The sequence below is a fragment of the Pseudoalteromonas sp. Z1A2 genome, from assembly GCF_011378755.1.
GTDB classification, from domain to species: Bacteria; Pseudomonadota; Gammaproteobacteria; order Enterobacterales; family Alteromonadaceae; genus Pseudoalteromonas; species Pseudoalteromonas distincta.
Genome location: NZ_WTKX01000015.1, coordinates 95,358 through 112,277, shown reverse-complemented (window position 1 = coordinate 112,277; position 16,920 = coordinate 95,358). Strand labels below are relative to the sequence as shown.

Genomic DNA, 16,920 nt, shown 5'->3' with positions numbered 1-16,920 from the left:
TGGAAAGGATGGCTTAAGTTACAAGCCATCCTGGAAGGCTACGATTTAGCAAAATCTCTTGAGTCAGACTTGTGATCAAGAGACAGCTAAAAAAAGTGCGTTTAAAACCATGGCGGATGCGCGTGTATGGCAAAATAAACTAGTCAAATACGTCATTCTCGCGTTTATTCTATTTTTATTAGCAATATTTATTACAATTCCTTTTAGCTTGGAAGCTCAAGCCGTTTTTATAAGCTTTATTTTACTAGTTGCGTATGCGCTTAAACGAGTAAAAGGCCAAATGGCAACCATTGTCATGATTACTCTGTCAGTAACTACGTCTTCTCGTTACTTGTGGTGGCGTTACACTGAGACTTTAAATTGGGATGATCCACTTGCACTTGCACTAGGTGGTGGCTTATTACTTGCTGAAACGTATGCCTGGCTTGTACTGATTTTAGGTTTTTTCCAAACAATTAACCCGCTTGAGCGAAAACCGGTTCCTTTACCAAAAAACACTGACTTATGGCCAACAGTAGATGTATATATTCCAACTTATAATGAGCCGTTAAGCGTTGTAAGACCCACTACTCTGGCTGCTCTAAGCATCGATTGGCCTGCAGATAAACTAAATGTTTATATATTAGATGATGGTAAGCGCCCAGAGTTTAAGGAATTTGCAGAGGAAATTGGAGTAGGCTATTTAGCTCGTTCGGATAACAATCATGCTAAAGCCGGCAATATGAATAGCGCTATGCGTTATACCGATGGCGAATATATCGCAATTTTTGATTGTGACCACGTTCCTGCTCGCTCGTTCTTACAAATGACGATGGGGCAGTTTTTAAAAGACAGTAAAGTATGCTTGGTACAAACACCGCATCACTTTTTCTCTGCAGATCCGTTTGAGCGTAACCTTAACAACCATAGTCAAATTCCTAACGAAAACATGTTGTTTTATGGGCTTATTCAAGACGGAAACGACATGTGGGATGCAACCTTCTTTTGTGGCTCTTGCGCCGTATTAAAACGAGCTGCGCTTGATGATATTGGCGGTTTTGCGTTTGAAACAGTTACGGAGGATGCTCACACAGCACTTCGTATGCAGCGCGCTGGTTATAAAACTGCTTATATAAATATTCCACAGGCAGCAGGTCTTGCAACCGATAGCCTGTCAGCGCATATAGGTCAACGCATTCGGTGGGCGCGTGGTATGGCGCAGATATTTAGACTTGATAATCCATTAATGGGTAAGGGTTTAAGCATTCCTCAACGATTATGCTACATAAACGCAATGCTGCACTTTTTATCGGGTATTCCTCGTATTGTATTTTTAACAGCCCCTTTAGCGCTAATATATTTTAATGCATACATAATTTATGCCCCATTTTTAGCTATTTTTATTTATGTAGTGCCGACATTAATTCAAATCAAAGCGACTAACTCACGTATTCAAGGTAAATACCGTTACTCCTTTTGGGGTGAAGTGTATGAGTCAGTACTTGCTTGGTACATATTAAAACCAACCACCGTTGCTTTATTTAATCCCAATAAAGGTAAGTTTAATGTAACCGAAAAAGGCGGTTTAAATGATGAAGAGCATTACGACTGGGGTATTTCTAAACCGTATTTAATTCTCTTACTTATTAATTTACTTGGTATATTAGTGGGTGTATTACGTCTATTTTTAGGTGACCCAAGCCAGATTGGCGTACTTATAATAAGTATGGGTTGGGCTTTTTATAATATTATAATTTTAGGTGCTGCGGTTGCCGTTGCTGCTGAAGCTCGTCAAGTGAGGCACTCGCATCGTATAAAGGCAAACTTTCCTGCCGGCGTTCGTTTAGCAAATGGTCATACTTTGAAAGTAAAAATAACGGATTATTCAGATAACGGCGTGGGCATAGAGACAGATCACGCGCATTTATGTCGTGTTAACGATAAAATTGAATTATTAATGAGTCGCGGTAATAAGCAGTTTTCGTTTACAACTTATGTATGTAATACCCGCAAAAAACAAATTGGCCTTACACTTAAAGACTTATCTCTCGAAAAACAGAGAGCTTTTATACAATGTACCTTCTCAAGAGCAGATGCTTGGCTAGATTGGCAAAATAACTTTAGACATGACCGTCCATCGTATAGCTTCAAAGAAGTACAAAAAACCAGTTTACGGGGCTTTAGTAATTTATTATTTCATGCTCCAAGAGCGTTACAACCAGTTATTAAGTTAATGACTAATATTGTCATTTACATAAATTCATTTACTCCAAAAAAACCGATAGTGCATAATAATTATGATTAAAAAGTTACTTAATACATTTCTAACATTGTTACTTATTAGTAGCGCATATAAAGTGCTCGCTATCGAGCCTATGCACGACAAAACCCTGTTTGTAAATGGCTACCCTGAGAGTGCCCAGGTTTCTAGTTTACGCCTTAGCTTTGAAAAATTAGGATTCAATGACTATAAACTCGACGGCGTCAATAATAATTCTCGTGTCGATTTTACAAATAGAATTGATAAATTAAGCACTAATTTAAAGCTTAACTTTTCGTACACTAACTCACCTTCATTACTGGCTAATGTATCGCACTTAAAAGTTTATTTTAACGATAACTTAGTAACAGTATTACCTATTAATGAACAGCTAAGTGTTGTAAAAAATACGGTAAGTCATAGCCTTGACCTAAATGCTAAATACATTCAAGACTACAACCAAATTCGCTTTGAACTAGTTGGTTACTATGATTTACGATGCCAAGATTACTTTAGCCGCTCAATTTGGACTGAAATAAACAAATCAAGCCACATAACGCTTGATCAAAAACAGTTAGCAATTGATAGCCGCCTTGAATATTTACCAGAACCATTTTTTGATGCTAAAGATTACAACAAATTAAACTTACCTTTTGTATTTGCAAGCACACCTAATACACAAGCTATAGAAGCGGCAGCCACTTTATCTAGTTGGTTTGGCGCACAAGCAGACTGGCGTGGCGCTAACTTTCCAGTAGTTTTAAATAAAGCACCAGAGCAGCACAGTGTGGTGTTTATTACTAATGACTCAAAACCTGATTTTTTAAAAGATTATCCAGATGTTGAAAAGCCAACCGTCGAGCTAATTTCAAGCCCTATTCACAGATACAATAAAATGCTGCTAATTTTGGGGCGTGACGAAAAAGACTTAAAAACAGCGGTTACTGGTCTTGTGTTTGGTCATAAGATTATGACTGGCCGAAGTGCAAGTATCGAAGCAATTAACAAACTCCCACTGCGTAAAGCTTATGATGCGCCAAGATGGCTTAGAAACGATCGTCCCGTGCACTTTGACGAGCTTATTGACTATCCAACTCAGTTACAGGCTGAGGGTCTTAACAATGGTCCTATAAAACTAAATGTTCGTTTTGCACCTGATTTATTTACTTGGCGTGAAAAAGGCATTCCTATTACTTTGCAATACCGTAATACGCCAGAGAGCGAAACCTTAAATTCACGTTTAAACATGTTAATAAACCAAGAGTTTATAAGTGGTTTTTTACTTGATAAAAAAGACACATCGTTAACTACCGCAAAAACCTTGCTGCCTTTAATCGCTAATACAGACACAACGCAAAGCGCTGAAGATTTTTCATTGGAAGGTATTAATCTTGCCAATCGCAATGAACTAAACTTTGATTTTAGGTTTGCAGTACTTAAGAAGGGCGAATGTGCCGTTGCTCCCCCTGGCGGCGAATACGGTGTAATTGATGGAAATTCTAATATTGATGTAAGTGGGTTTGACCATTACATAGCTCTGCCTGATTTAAATGTATTTGCAAACAGCGGATTCCCATTTACTAAATACGCAGACTTACAACAAACTTTAGTATTGATAGATGAAGTTCCATCACCTAAAGCGCTATCTGTATTGTTTAATTTAACAGGCCACTTTGGTGCTATCACAGGTTACCCCGCTCATAGAATAAGCGTTGCTCACTTAAATGAAGATGCCAACTTAGATGATAAAGACCTCTTAGTAATCGCAAAACCTAATAGCATTGCTAACAACTTAGATGAAGATGCGCAAACTAATATCTTGCTTGATAACAATCAGCGCGCTATTAAACAAGCTATATACAATGGTGCTTACGATGAGCAAACAACAGATAAAGTTCAAGTAAGTATAAAAAGTAGTGGTGATATGGCCGTTATTACAGGCTTTCAATCACCGTTTGATTCAGAGCGATCAATAGTATCGCTCAGTGCAACATCACAAAAAGCCTTTACTCTACTAGATGATGCGTTAATGAGTTCACAAGCGCTTGCGCAAATTAAAGGCAGTGCTGCGGTCATAAACTCTCAAGGCATTAAAACAATTAAAACTGATGAGCAATATTTTGTTGGTCACATTCCTGTGCATACCCTAATTTGGTTCCATTTATCGGATCACCCATTTGTACTGGCACTGTTGTCTATTTTAACACTACTGCTGATCTCATTTATTATATGGCGATTACTGCAAGCATTAACATACAAGCGCTTAGCTGAAGGAGATAAGTAATGAAGTCACTCATTAATGTATTTTTTACCGTGATTGCATTATTTACCTTTAATGCCAGTGCACAAATAGAGCAATGCCAACCATGGGATGCATGGCAAACGTTTAAAAGTAACTTTATAAGCCAAGATGGCCGCGTTATTGACTTGGGGAGTGAGAAAAAAGTCACAACCTCTGAAGGCCAATCTTATGCGTTGTTTTTTGCTGTTGTAGCAAATGACAAAGCAATGTTTGACTTAGTGCTTGATTGGACGCAAGAACATTTATCAGAAGGTGATTTAAGCACTCGTTTACCGGCATGGCAATGGGGTGTTAATAATCAAAATGTTGGCGGAATTTTAGATTCAAACCCTGCGTCTGATTCAGACTTATGGATAGCATACAGCTTATCGCAAGCTGCTGTTCTTTGGGATGAGCGCCGCTACAGCATATTAGCAGCTGTAATTGCACAGCGAATAATGCGTGAAGAAACCGCTTATATCTCGGGCCTAGGTTTATCATTACTACCCGCTCCTACAGGTTTTGAATTTGATAATGAACGTTTTAAGTTAAACCCGAGCTACTCACCATTATTTATTTACCAGCAGTTTAAAAAGCTCTACCCACACTCGCCTTGGCATCAATTACACGAAGGCTCAGCAAAGCTAATTTTAGATACAGCAAAGCAAGGTGTTAGCCCTGACTGGGTAATGTTTGATGCAAATAACGGCTTTTACTACGATAAAAAAACAACTGACTTGGGCAGTTACAACGCTATTAGAGTATATTTATGGGCAAGCATGATGGCAGACGACGCGCCTTATAAAAAAGAGCTATTAGCGCAATTCAACCCTTTTATTGAAACAATTAATAAACGTGGTTACGTGCCTTTAAATACCTTTGCTAAATCTGGAAAATCTGAAAAAAGAGGCCCTTTGGGCTTTAATTCAGCTTTATTACCTTTACTGGCGACTAATAACGATAATTCTACGGTAATGGCGATTCAGCAAAAACTAATGATTGATAAATCATTTACCCAGACTCGTTATTACGACAGCGTGCTTAACTTGTTTGGTACAAGTGCTTTAAATAAGCGTTTTTCAATTACAGCAGATGGGACGCTACAACCGGTATGGAGCACTGAATGCCGTTAAGGTTTGCCCTCGCTTGCACATTAGCACTTAGCTCTGGATTAAGCGCTAACACAGTCAACGATATTGATACGCAATCTGTTGATTGGTTACTAAGCCAAATAGGTATTGGTGAAGCACAGCAAAATAAAAAACTAGTTGAAGATAGCTTACGAAAGCTAGTCGCTATTGCCCCTGCCCGAATAGAAACGCAGTGCGCAGTAGCGCGTTATGATTTTGCCAATGGCGAATCAGTGAAAGCCAACCAGTTATTAAGCAAAATAGATAACGGGCTTACCAAACAGGCTCCGTGCGTTGAAAAGCTTAAAATACTCTCTCGTATTGAGGGTAAAGATAAGTCTTTAATTCATGAAGCTAGGCTACTTTCTCGAGCTGGACGTTATGAACAAGCCCGTGAAATATACAATAAAATATTTAAAAACACCTACCCTACACTTAATTACGAGCTTGAGCATTTAAGCTGGTACGGACAAGACAGCGACCAATGGGAAAGTGTTAAAAAAGGCTATGAAAAGTTATTAAAAAGCTATTCTAATATCGCTCAAGTAGAAATACCTTATGCTCGCCATTTACTGAGGAAAAACCCAGCAAATAATAAAGCTATAGATATTTTAAGTAATTACGGTACTAGCCCTTCTTTTATTAATGAAGTTGAGTTTATTTGGCTTGCAGCTCTTAAGAGTATGGATCTTACTCAAAATACAGTTGAGCAATACCAACGTTACTTCTCTGTGTACCCATTTAGTAGTAAAGGTAAGTTACAATACGAAGATTTCCAACGAGATTTTAAAGTAAGACAAGCATTACTTGCCGATCCCGCGTATCAGCTTTGGCTTAAAGGCGATCGTTTACTTAATAATAAAAAATTAAAAGAAGCTGAGCCCCTACTATTAAATGCTTTAAAAGGGCGGCCAACCGATAAAGAGATTATGCGCAGCTTAGGGTATTTGTATTTAGCGAAAAGCGACTACAAAAAATCATATTACTATTTTTTTACCGCGCAAAAATATACACCTAACTTTGATGAGCGTGAAAGACTTAAAGAACTCGCGACAGTTGCGAAGTTTTGGCTGTATATGTCTGAAATGGAAGATGCTATTGAGCAATCTGATTTTAAAACAGCACAACTAAAACTAAATCTAGCTGAGCAATTAAATCATGACCAAGAAGCTTTTCTTTATAACAAAGGCCTATTATTTGTAGCTCAAGGAAATTACACACAAGCAGCTACCGCCTATCAAGCAGCCCTAAAAACCAATCCTTTGTATGAAAATGCCTTACTTGGCTTATTAAATATCGCGCAACTAGATCAAAACCAAAAATCAATTCGCAACTTTTATAATTCATTAAACGCAAAGCAACGAGATTTAATCTACCCCTCATATGCACTAGCTACCAGTAATACTCTAAGGGATAAAGCAAGCCAGTATACTAATGGTGGAGAGCTAGAAAAAGCAGAAGAACTACTTAAGCAAGCTATTGAGCTTTCACCTGAACAACCTTGGTTATATTACGATTTAGCTTTTATATACCAACAAAAAGGCCTGACTCAACAAGCACGTGATTTATTTAATAATGTATTGTGGCAGTTCCCGCTAAACCCCCAAATTAGATATAGCCATGCTTTATTTTTGCGCTCTATAAATGATTATGAAGGTGCTTTAGATACACTTAAATATATTCCTTTTAAAAATCGAGATACCGACATTATTGCTTTAGAGCAACAATTGTTGCTTAACGAGTCTCTTACTCAAAGCCAGCAATATCTTGATTTAAAAAACAAATCTGTCGCTATCTACCATTTAAGTAACTTAGAAGCGAGAAAGCTAACACCTGAAATGCAAGCTGAGCTTTCTAATAGTTGGTACAAAATTGATGAAAAACGACATGCTCTTAAATTGCTTTCAAGTGCCCTTTCATCTGACTCATCTTTGTCGCCTTATTGGCACCTTTTACAAGGCCAGTGGATACTAGAGCAAGGTAACCAAGTTGAAATAGAACGCTGGTTTGAGGATTACGTGTTACCAGAGAGCGCTTCTGAAAACGAAACGGCTCAATATGTGCAGTTACAAAATAACTACCTCAACCAGTTTTATACAGGCAGTGACTTAATTGCTAAGCTCAATCAGCTTGATCAAAAATATAAAGATATTCCAGCAACAACAACTGCCCTTATTAATGCAAACTTAGCGCTAGAACAATATGAAGCAGCCGTTATCTTATATCAGCGAAAAGCACAAAGTAGTCAAACAATTGAGCCTCAAGCACTTCTCGCTATTGCTAATGCATACATAGAACTTGGAGACGACTTTCAAGCAAAAGAAGTTACGCAAAAAGCGATAGCGCAAACCACATCGCAAGAGGGTTATTTACAACGCCAAATCATGTCATCTCTTAATGAGTTTAATTACTCAGGGGATGCACTTTATTTAGCTAAGCAACTTATTGAAAAGTCACCAAACGATCAAGAGTTACGCTATTTAGGTGCTCAAGTAGCCAGTAAGTTTAATGAAACCGAACAAGCACAATCTTGGTACGCACAAACCCTGTCACCTAATCGTACTTTAAACGAAAAAGAGCTTTACGGAGCGCTTTTAAAAATAGATGAAAACGATCAATGGTATGTAAACGGTGCTAAACGTGAGCTAATAAACGAGCAAAACAAAAACCAAGCATACATTGCCATTGGTGTTAACTTTAGTGGACAAACAAGCACCGAAAGTGAAGCAACACTTGGTGCGGGCTTAGTACCAATTGAAGCTTACTTTCCACTTTGGCAAGGCCAAGGTTTTATTAAAGTAGACCCGACTACTATTAGCGCACAAACAACTCGCTTTGATGAGCAGTTCGCTGGTAGTCGCTACGGACAAGGTGCTTTATGTATTTTCACTTGTTCAGTCGATGAAGTGACACCAGAGGAAAGTGGTGTAGATATAGGTATTGGTTGGCAAAACGAAAACTGGCGTGTAGATGTAGGCACTACCCCACTTGGCTTTTTAATTGAAGACTTTGTGTGGGGTGTAAATTACGCAGACAGTTTTGGCGACTTTGGATACAGCCTAGAACTTGAAAAGCGCCCAGTTACAAATTCAGTGCTTTCTTATGCGGGCTTAAAAGATGTAAATACAGGTGAAGTTTGGGGGGGCGTACGCTCTACAGGCCTAACAGCTAATGTATCACACGACTTAGGCGGAAAATGGGGTTTTTGGTCAAGCGCCGACTTTACCCTCTATAAAGGCCAAAATGTAAAAGACAACCAACGCTATCGTATGATGGGCGGTACTTATTACCGTGTAATAAGCAATCAAAAGCGTGAATTTATCGTAGGCGCTAGCTTATTACATTGGGCATACAAGTATAATTTAAGTGAAGAAACATGGGGCCATGGTGGTTATTACAGTCCGCAAAACTATGTAGGTCTATCCGTGCCACTCACTTATGACGCGCGTTGGGGCGATGATTTTGTTTATCGATTAAAAACCGGTGTTTCGTACTCGCAAACAAAAACTCAATCTATTGATTTCTTCCCTAACGATAGCGATTTGCAAATAGCTGCGTATGATAGAGAATCAATAACAGGTGTTGACCCTGTATTTGAAGGTGAAACAAGTTCTGGTGTTTCATATAATCTTGAAGGTAGTTTTGAGTATAGAATAACGCCGAATTGGTTCTTTGGTGGCTACTTAGCCATCGATCGTTCTGACTTTTACGAACCAAACTTTGGTCAACTTTACATACGTTACTATTTTAACCCTGTTTATGGAACGCTTGAGTTCCCAGGTACCCCTATTGTTCCTTATGCTGAGTTCTAACTTGGCATAAGGTGATACACCGCGCAATACTTCCCCTAGCACTAAGGTATATGTATACTTGTGCTCAATTGTAACTAGGATAAGGGTGTGTCTCTTACCTTCTGGTGTTACTACCATATAGCAAATCATTATCTTAGCTACAAATAATAAACTGATGGTCGAGCATTTTAGTATGACTAAATATTAAGATAGCTAAAGCAAAAAATTATAAGGCCATTACAACAATTCTTAAAGTTAGGAAGTAAATATGAGTTCAGCTCCAGATAGTGGTTGGTTTGGCCACCCTAAAGGACTTTCGACATTGTTCTTCACTGAAATGTGGGAACGAATGAGTTATTACGGTATGCGAGCTATGCTCGTATTATTCATGACAGCAAGCTTACAAGAAGAAGGCCTTGCCTTTACTGTTGCATCAGCTGCTGCAATCTATGGTTTGTACACAGGCGCAGTATACTTTTTAGGCTTACCGGGTGGGTGGCTAGCTGATAGATTGTTTGGTGGTCAAAAAGCGGTTTGGTATGGCGGCATAATTATTATGATTGGCCATATTATTTTGGCTATTCCACATGATTATTCTTTCTTCGTTGGCTTAATATTTGTAGCAACAGGTACTGGTTTACTAAAACCAAATATCAGTGCAATGGTAGGCCAATTATATAGCGATGCTGATGAGCGTCGTGATGGCGGTTACGCTATTTATTACATGGGTATTAACATGGGTTCTTTAATAGGTTACTACGTATGTGGTTACTTTATGGAGAACGTAGGCTGGCACTGGGCATTTGGTGCGGCAGCTGTAGGTATGGCCATTGGTTTAGTGCAGTACAAACTCACACTTAATAACTTACCAAAGCACAGCGCTTTACCGGCTAATCCATTAGGCTCTAAAGGTACTTCACGTGCATGGGGCGGTATTGCTGCATTTGTAATTGCAGCTGCTGCAGTTACTACGGCTGCAATGACCGGCGCTATTGTTATTAATCCAACTGTAGTTGCAGGTTACACAGCGATTGTATTTACTATTATCTTTTTTGTTTATTTTGGTGTTATTTACTTTACAGGTAATTTAACAGATGCAGAAAAACAAAGAATGTGGGCACTATTTTTAGTATGTATTGCATCTGCATGTTTTTGGTCTGGCTTTGAACAAGCTGGTTCATCATTAAACTTATTTGCTCGCGACTATACTGACCGCCTTATTGGTACTTTTGAAATCCCTACAACGTGGTTTCAATCATTAAACTCACTGTTTATTATTACTTTATCGCCATTTTTTGCAGCGCTTTGGATTAACTTATCTAAAAGCTTAGTATCACCTAGCTATAGCGTTAAGTGTGCAATTGGCTTAATTATCATGGCATCAGGCTTTTTAGTTATGTTTATGGCGGCTCATTACGCAGCTGAAGGCTTAAAAGTTGCGCCTTACTGGCTTGTTACTACGTACTTTTTACATACAGTGGGTGAGCTTTGTTTAAGCCCTGTAGCATTAAGTGCTGTAAGTAAGTTATCGCCTAAACGTTACACTGGCCAAATGATGGGTGTGTTTGTATTAACTTACTCGATTGGTAATATTATTGCGGGTTTACTTGCTGGTAATTTCGATCCGAATAATGTTGATGAAATTCCTAACTTATACTTACAAATTGCATTATTTAGCATTGGTGTTGGTGTTGTTTTAGTACTAATGACTTTTAAAGCTAAAGTATGGGAAAAACAAGGTTTAGAAGAGAAAGTCTCTTAATTATTGTTTTTTTCAAATGTAGCAATATAACCTAAGACAATTCCTCCATAGCTTCTATGGGGGAATTTTTTATTCAACTTTGCCCTTCCCCCGTTAACTGATATTATATCCTGATTGGTTATTGAATAGACTCAAGGACATCCGTAGATGCAATCGTTAACGATATCACGTGTTATTATATTTATATTTCTTAGCTTTATTCTAACTGCCTGTGGTAGCGGTGATGAAGTGACGGTTAATCCAAACGATCCTGTTGAGCCTGAACCTAGCAAATTAACACTATCAAGCGCTAATGGTTTAGACGTTACATTAGACGAAGGCAATTTTATATTTAATGCACCTTCCAGTGCTATTTCTAGTGATGTAGAGCTTACCTACGAGAAAACATTATTAGATGAGACGAATATACAACAAAATATAATTTCTGATTTACATGCGCTTACGCCCTCCACGCTTACTCTTGAAAAACCTATTACCATTACAATAAAAATCCCTGATGACTATGCATTAGGCGGACAACTGTTTATCGCAAAACTATCGGGCGCTAATTGGGATACTGTTACAAATTCAATAGTTTTAGATGGGTTTGTTAGCGCTCAAGTAACAACACTGGGCACATATGCAATACAAATGCAGCGCAATGAAGCTTTCGCAAATATCGGCCCAACTTGCGACGCTAATGCAACAGAGCAGTCGGTAAGGTTTGTTCACGTTGCAGATTTACATGCTCGCTTTGGCTATGAAGAGCAATATTTCAGCCGGATCAAAGCCTACTACAACCAAGTAGCAAGCCAAACTCCGCACACCTTATTTACAAACGGTGGTGACGACTATGAAAAAGGCACCGTTGCTGAGCAATTATCACAAGGTACCGCGACAGAAGAAGCTATTAAAGCAATGCAGTTTGACCTACGAGTCGTTGGAAATCATGATTATGCTTGGGGCCCTGAAAAATTACTAAGTTATTCCCAAGACGAGAATGCAATCGTACTTGCTAGTAATACTCGTTATGAAGCAGAGCAACTACAAGATTTTGAAGGCGTAGGATTTGCAAAAGTTCAAGTAGGATGTATTACACTTGGTGTGTTTGGCATGACCTCAGTGCCATGGAATGAGCTAGATGAACCTATTCAAGATGATCCGATCCCTGATTTTATTAAACAGTTTAAAATGAGCTGGCAATGGCAACAAATCGCACAAAGCATCGTAAACCAATACAGTGATGATGTAGATTACATGATTATGTTGAGCCATTTAGGTGTAGGCCAAGATACTGATATGGCAACAAACGTACCCGGTATAGACTTAGTACTTGGCGGCCATACACACGGTGGGGAAAGCTACACAACCCTTGATAACGGCGCTATTGTTTTACAACCGGACTTTTACGCTAAAGGTATTACGGACTTAACGCTTAATTTTAATTTAGCTGATAAATCATCCCCAGTTGTTGATTACAAAACGATTGAAACCGATACAATTGATGAACGCGATGAGGCAACAAAACTAGCTATAGATGAGATAATGGGGCGTTATGCTCCCGATGCAGAAACTGAAATCGCTATTTCTGAAAACTATCCAACTGATGCGCAGCTAGCCGAAATAACCGCCTTAGCCGCAAAACACTCAAGCACAATTAGCGCAGCATTACTTAATCCTGAACTAGTACAAAAGCGCTGGACACCCGGCACACTTACTCAAGAAGACTTCCATAAAGCTTTTTACGTAGAAAGACAGCCATCAAATACGCCAGGGTTTAACTCTATTTATAAAGTAACTGTATCGGGAAGCGACTTAACAACGATGTTTGCAAGTCAACCAGATTGGTTTTTACTTAAACCTGAGGATATACAACCCACTAATAATTACGAAGTTGCACTATTTAAAGGAGCAGCTTTGAATCCTGATTTATTTTTTAATAGTGTTACATTCTCAAACGTAGAACCGATAGCTGAAGCTTGGTGGCTACTTGATAAATATGCACGTGCTAGAACAAGTCAGTGCCTACACCTTGACAGTGACACCGAACTTTATTCATGCAACAACTTAGCAAATGTAACCGTATGGAACTTTGACGATACTAACAACCCGTTAGCAGCTGATTTTGGACCTTCGGTACTTAGCTACTTTGATCCAGATGAAACAAACTGGGGCACTGCAGAGACACAATATAGCACCACTACTCAATTAAATATTGATGATTTAAGTGATGGTCCTTCAGGTGTTATGGCGTTTTCTCGCCACGCTCCAACAGAAGGCTTACTTATTGATTTAAACACACCAGCAAATGGTGACTTTGCAAATGAAGGAATGGTGTCTGACTACACCTTGGTTATGGATTTATACTGGCCCGCAGAAGGTAAAGATATTTACCGTGCAATTATGCAAGCCAATACAACTGATTATCTTAATGATGATGCCGATATGTTTATTGACCCAAGCGGCGGCTATGGACAAGCAACTAGCGATAGCGGCTATTTTGGCAATACACAACCTGACTCTTGGCATCGTATAGCTTTTGTATTTTATACAGCACCAACCAACGGGGTGTTTGAAGTCTATATAGATGGAGAACTTGCTGGCGTAAAAGAGGATGGCGAAATCGATAGTCGCTGGGCACTCAATCAATCTGTATTGCTTTTTACAGATAACAATTATGAAACAGTACCAGGGTACTTAAATTCGCTGCTTTATGCAGGACGTGCTATGACCAGAGATGAAATTAAAAGTATGGGCGGCGCACAACAAAAGCTGTCTTTTGAGCAACCGACGCGAGTGCTAAATCAAACCATTGAGCGCCATTACCAAGCAGCTCCAGCAATTAAAACTAACATGTGGATAGAACAACGGAACAAGTTCTTTGGTAACGGCTCTTAAAGTGTAAACAATTACATACAAAAAGGCTTTTACTTATTAATTGTAAGAGGAGGTTTAGCGCAGGTTAAACCTCCTTTTTAGTATTTAAATACAATGACTTAAAAACAAATGCTCCCACTTGAATTTATACCATATAACTTCATTTTACTTAACTGTATTACAAACACGTAACTTTATAATAACCGTCCTATAAAATTTACACATGCACTACATACTAAATAGCGCCCCCCTCTTCCCCAAATTAAAAATCTGGTTGATTATCTACTGCAATATGACAACAACACATAATCGCAGTGCTTAATTGCGGGAGTAATAATAATGAGTGAAGTAAATAACTATTTGGGTTTAGTCGGTATTGAGTTTACCGAGTACGCAACACCTGATGCTGATTATATGGATAAAGTATTTACTGATTTTGGCTTCTCTAAGCTTAAAAAATTCAAAGGTAAAGACATTGTTTATTACAACCAAAACGATATTCACTTTTTACTGAATAACGAGCGTGAAGGTTTTTCTGCAGAATTTGCTAAAAGCCATGGCCCTGCTATTTGTTCAATGGGTTGGCGTGTTGAGAATGCGCAAAAAGCATTTGAAACAGCTGTAGAACGTGGTGCAAAACCAGCGACCGACTCAACGCATAAAAATATGCCTTACCCTGCGATCTATGGTATTGGCGACAGCCTAATTTACTTTATTGAACAATTTGGCGACAAAGGCACTATTTACGAAAGTGATTTTGAAGACTTAGAAACGCAAAATGTTGTAGAAGATAAAGGCTTTATCCGAATCGATCATTTAACCAATAACGTTTATAAAGGCACCATGGAAAAATGGGCTAACTTTTATAAAGACGTATTTGGTTTTACTGAAGTACGCTACTTTGACATTAAAGGTCAAAAAACAGCGCTTATTTCGTATGCACTAAAATCACCTTGTGGCACCTTCTCTATTCCAATAAACGAAGGTAAAGGTAACGATAACAACCAAATTGATGAATACCTTGGTGAGTACAACGGCCCAGGCGTTCAACATTTAGCGTTTTTAACAGATGACTTAGTAAGCTCTCTTGATAAGCTTGATAAATCAACAATTGCCACTTTAGATATTATCCCAGAGTACTACGATACTATTTTTGACCGTGTACCTTGGGTTGCTGAAGATAAAGAAAAAATTCGTGAGCATCAGATACTCGTAGATAGCCAAAGTGAAAATTGTTATTTATTACAAATTTTCTCTAAAAACTTATTTGGTCCAATCTTTATAGAAATGATCCAACGCGTTGATGATGGTGGCTTTGGTGAAGGTAACTTCCAAGCATTATTTGAATCAATCGAACGTGACCAAGAGCGTCGCGGCGTATTATAAAATATTTGAGTAAATTAAAAGCAGCGAACTTCGCTGCTTTTTGTCGTTTTAATATTTAAAAAGTATGGCGCCAAGTACAAGTATGATTAAATAAACTATACCTTGTCGCCATACAGTAAAATCCAAAGGAAATGTAATGAGCCTAATTAACGAAACCCACGATATTAATTTAACCAGCTGGGTAGAGTCAGCTAATGTTGATAATTGCGACTTCCCTATTCAAAACTTACCGTTTGCAGAGTTTCGCCGTAAAGGGTCTGATGAGGCCTTTCGTGGTGGTGTTGCAATTGGTGACCAAGTAATTGATTTAGCAAAACTGAGTAAATTAAATGTTTTAACAGGTGATGCTAAAACAGCCGCTGATGCAGCAAGTGAAGCAACTCTAAATACATTTATGGGTTTAGGGGGGCAGTATTGGTCAGCACTTCGTTTAGCGCTTTCAAAAGCACTACGAGCAGGCTCTGAGCACCAACAAGCGCTTAGCGATACATTGGTTGCACAGTCTGATATAGAGTATTCTTTGCCTTGTCGCATCGGTGATTACACCGACTTTTACACTTCTATTTATCATGCTACTGCTGTGGGTAGTTTGTTTCGCCCTGATAACCCACTACTACCTAACTATAAATGGGTACCTATTGGTTATCATGGTCGCTCTTCATCTATTGACGTATCGGGTCAAACATTTCATCGCCCTAAAGGCCAAACTAAAGCGCCTGATGCAGAAGTGCCATCATTCGGTCCTTGTAAACGCCTTGATTACGAACTAGAGCTTGGTATTTACTTAGGTAAAGGCAATGCACTGGGCGATGCAATCGCTATCGAAAATGCTGAAAACCATGTATTTGGCTTTTGTGTATTTAACGATTGGTCAGCACGTGACTTGCAAGCGTGGGAATATCAACCGCTTGGTCCATTTTTAGCTAAGAACTTTGCCTCAACGGTATCGCCTTGGATTGTAACAACCGAAGCATTAGCGCCTTATAGAACAAGCTGGACACGTGATGAAAACGATCCACAGCCTATGGACTATTTAGAGTCAAAAGCGAATCGCGACCAAGGTGCTTTTGACATTCAAATGGATGTTAAAATTCAAACACAAAAAATGCGTAGCGAAGGCCATAACCCAACGCGCGTATCAACATCTAGCTTTAAGCACTCTTACTGGACTGTGGCACAAATGGTTACTCACCACACAGTAAATGGCTGTAACTTTATGCCAGGTGACATGCTAGGTTCGGGCACTCAGTCTGGTCCAACACACGAAGAAGCAGGTTCATTACTTGAGCTTTCTCGTGGCGGTAAAGAAAAAATTACGCTAAGCAACGGCGAACAACGCAGCTTTTTAGAAGATGGCGATAACGTTATTATGCGTGGCTGGTGTGAAAAAGAAGGCTATGCACGTATAGGTTTTGGCTCTGTAGAGAGTACTGTACTGCCGGCAAAATAATACGAATACCAAAAAAATTATTAAA

Annotated in this window: 8 protein-coding genes; all 8 read left to right on the top strand. The window is 38.9% G+C overall.

The window, feature by feature from the left end; genetic code table 11:
- Positions 1-109: 109 nt before the first annotated feature.
- Positions 110-2,284 (top strand): UDP-forming cellulose synthase catalytic subunit, encoded by a 2,175-nt coding sequence (gene bcsA, locus GQR47_RS11970; protein ID WP_076914944.1) that lies wholly within the window; start codon positions 110-112, stop codon positions 2,282-2,284.
- Positions 2,277-4,523, top strand: a complete 2,247-nt coding sequence (gene bcsB / locus GQR47_RS11965; RefSeq protein ID WP_024598452.1) for a cellulose biosynthesis cyclic di-GMP-binding regulatory protein BcsB — start codon at positions 2,277-2,279, stop codon at positions 4,521-4,523. The genes bcsA and bcsB overlap by 8 nt, the downstream gene beginning before the upstream one ends.
- The gene (gene bcsZ, locus GQR47_RS11960) at positions 4,523-5,653 is read left to right on the top strand and encodes a cellulose synthase complex periplasmic endoglucanase BcsZ (protein WP_024596015.1); all 1,131 of its coding nucleotides are present in this window, start codon (positions 4,523-4,525) and stop codon (positions 5,651-5,653) included. The genes bcsB and bcsZ overlap by 1 nt, the downstream gene beginning before the upstream one ends.
- Positions 5,644-9,462 carry a cellulose synthase subunit BcsC-related outer membrane protein gene (locus GQR47_RS11955; protein ID WP_024596014.1) on the top strand — a complete coding sequence of 1,273 codons (3,819 nt, stop codon included), beginning with the start codon at positions 5,644-5,646 and terminating at the stop codon, positions 9,460-9,462. Before bcsZ ends, GQR47_RS11955 begins: the two co-directional genes overlap by 10 nt.
- A 247-nt stretch (positions 9,463-9,709) precedes the next feature.
- Positions 9,710-11,203: a peptide MFS transporter gene (locus tag GQR47_RS11950; RefSeq protein WP_024596013.1), complete on the top strand. Its 1,494-nt coding sequence runs from the start codon at positions 9,710-9,712 to the stop codon at positions 11,201-11,203.
- A 147-nt stretch (positions 11,204-11,350) separates the two neighbouring features.
- On the top strand, positions 11,351-14,080 hold the full coding sequence (locus GQR47_RS11945) for a metallophosphoesterase (protein ID WP_154903366.1): 2,730 nt from the start codon (positions 11,351-11,353) through the stop codon (positions 14,078-14,080).
- A 318-nt stretch (positions 14,081-14,398) separates the two neighbouring features.
- Entirely contained in the window at positions 14,399-15,445 is a 1,047-nt protein-coding gene (gene hppD / locus GQR47_RS11940; RefSeq protein ID WP_002958202.1) for a 4-hydroxyphenylpyruvate dioxygenase, read from the top strand.
- Between the two features lie 136 nt (positions 15,446-15,581).
- Entirely contained in the window at positions 15,582-16,895 is a 1,314-nt protein-coding gene (gene fahA / locus GQR47_RS11935; protein WP_024595673.1) for a fumarylacetoacetase, read from the top strand.
- Positions 16,896-16,920: the final 25 nt, after the last annotated feature.

Excerpts from the sequence above, each read along its gene's own strand:
- hppD (WP_002958202.1), top strand. The coding sequence starts at position 14,399 with ATGAGTGAAGTAAATAACTATTTGGGTTTAGTCGGTATTGAGTTTACC.
- fahA (WP_024595673.1), top strand. The coding sequence starts at position 15,582 with ATGAGCCTAATTAACGAAACCCACGATATTAATTTAACCAGCTGGGTA.
- GQR47_RS11950 (WP_024596013.1), top strand. The coding sequence starts at position 9,710 with ATGAGTTCAGCTCCAGATAGTGGTTGGTTTGGCCACCCTAAAGGACTT.
- bcsB (WP_024598452.1), top strand. The coding sequence starts at position 2,277 with ATGATTAAAAAGTTACTTAATACATTTCTAACATTGTTACTTATTAGT.
- GQR47_RS11955 (WP_024596014.1), top strand. The coding sequence starts at position 5,644 with ATGCCGTTAAGGTTTGCCCTCGCTTGCACATTAGCACTTAGCTCTGGA.
- bcsZ (WP_024596015.1), top strand. The coding sequence starts at position 4,523 with ATGAAGTCACTCATTAATGTATTTTTTACCGTGATTGCATTATTTACC.
- bcsA (WP_076914944.1), top strand. The coding sequence starts at position 110 with ATGGCGGATGCGCGTGTATGGCAAAATAAACTAGTCAAATACGTCATT.
- GQR47_RS11945 (WP_154903366.1), top strand. The coding sequence starts at position 11,351 with ATGCAATCGTTAACGATATCACGTGTTATTATATTTATATTTCTTAGC.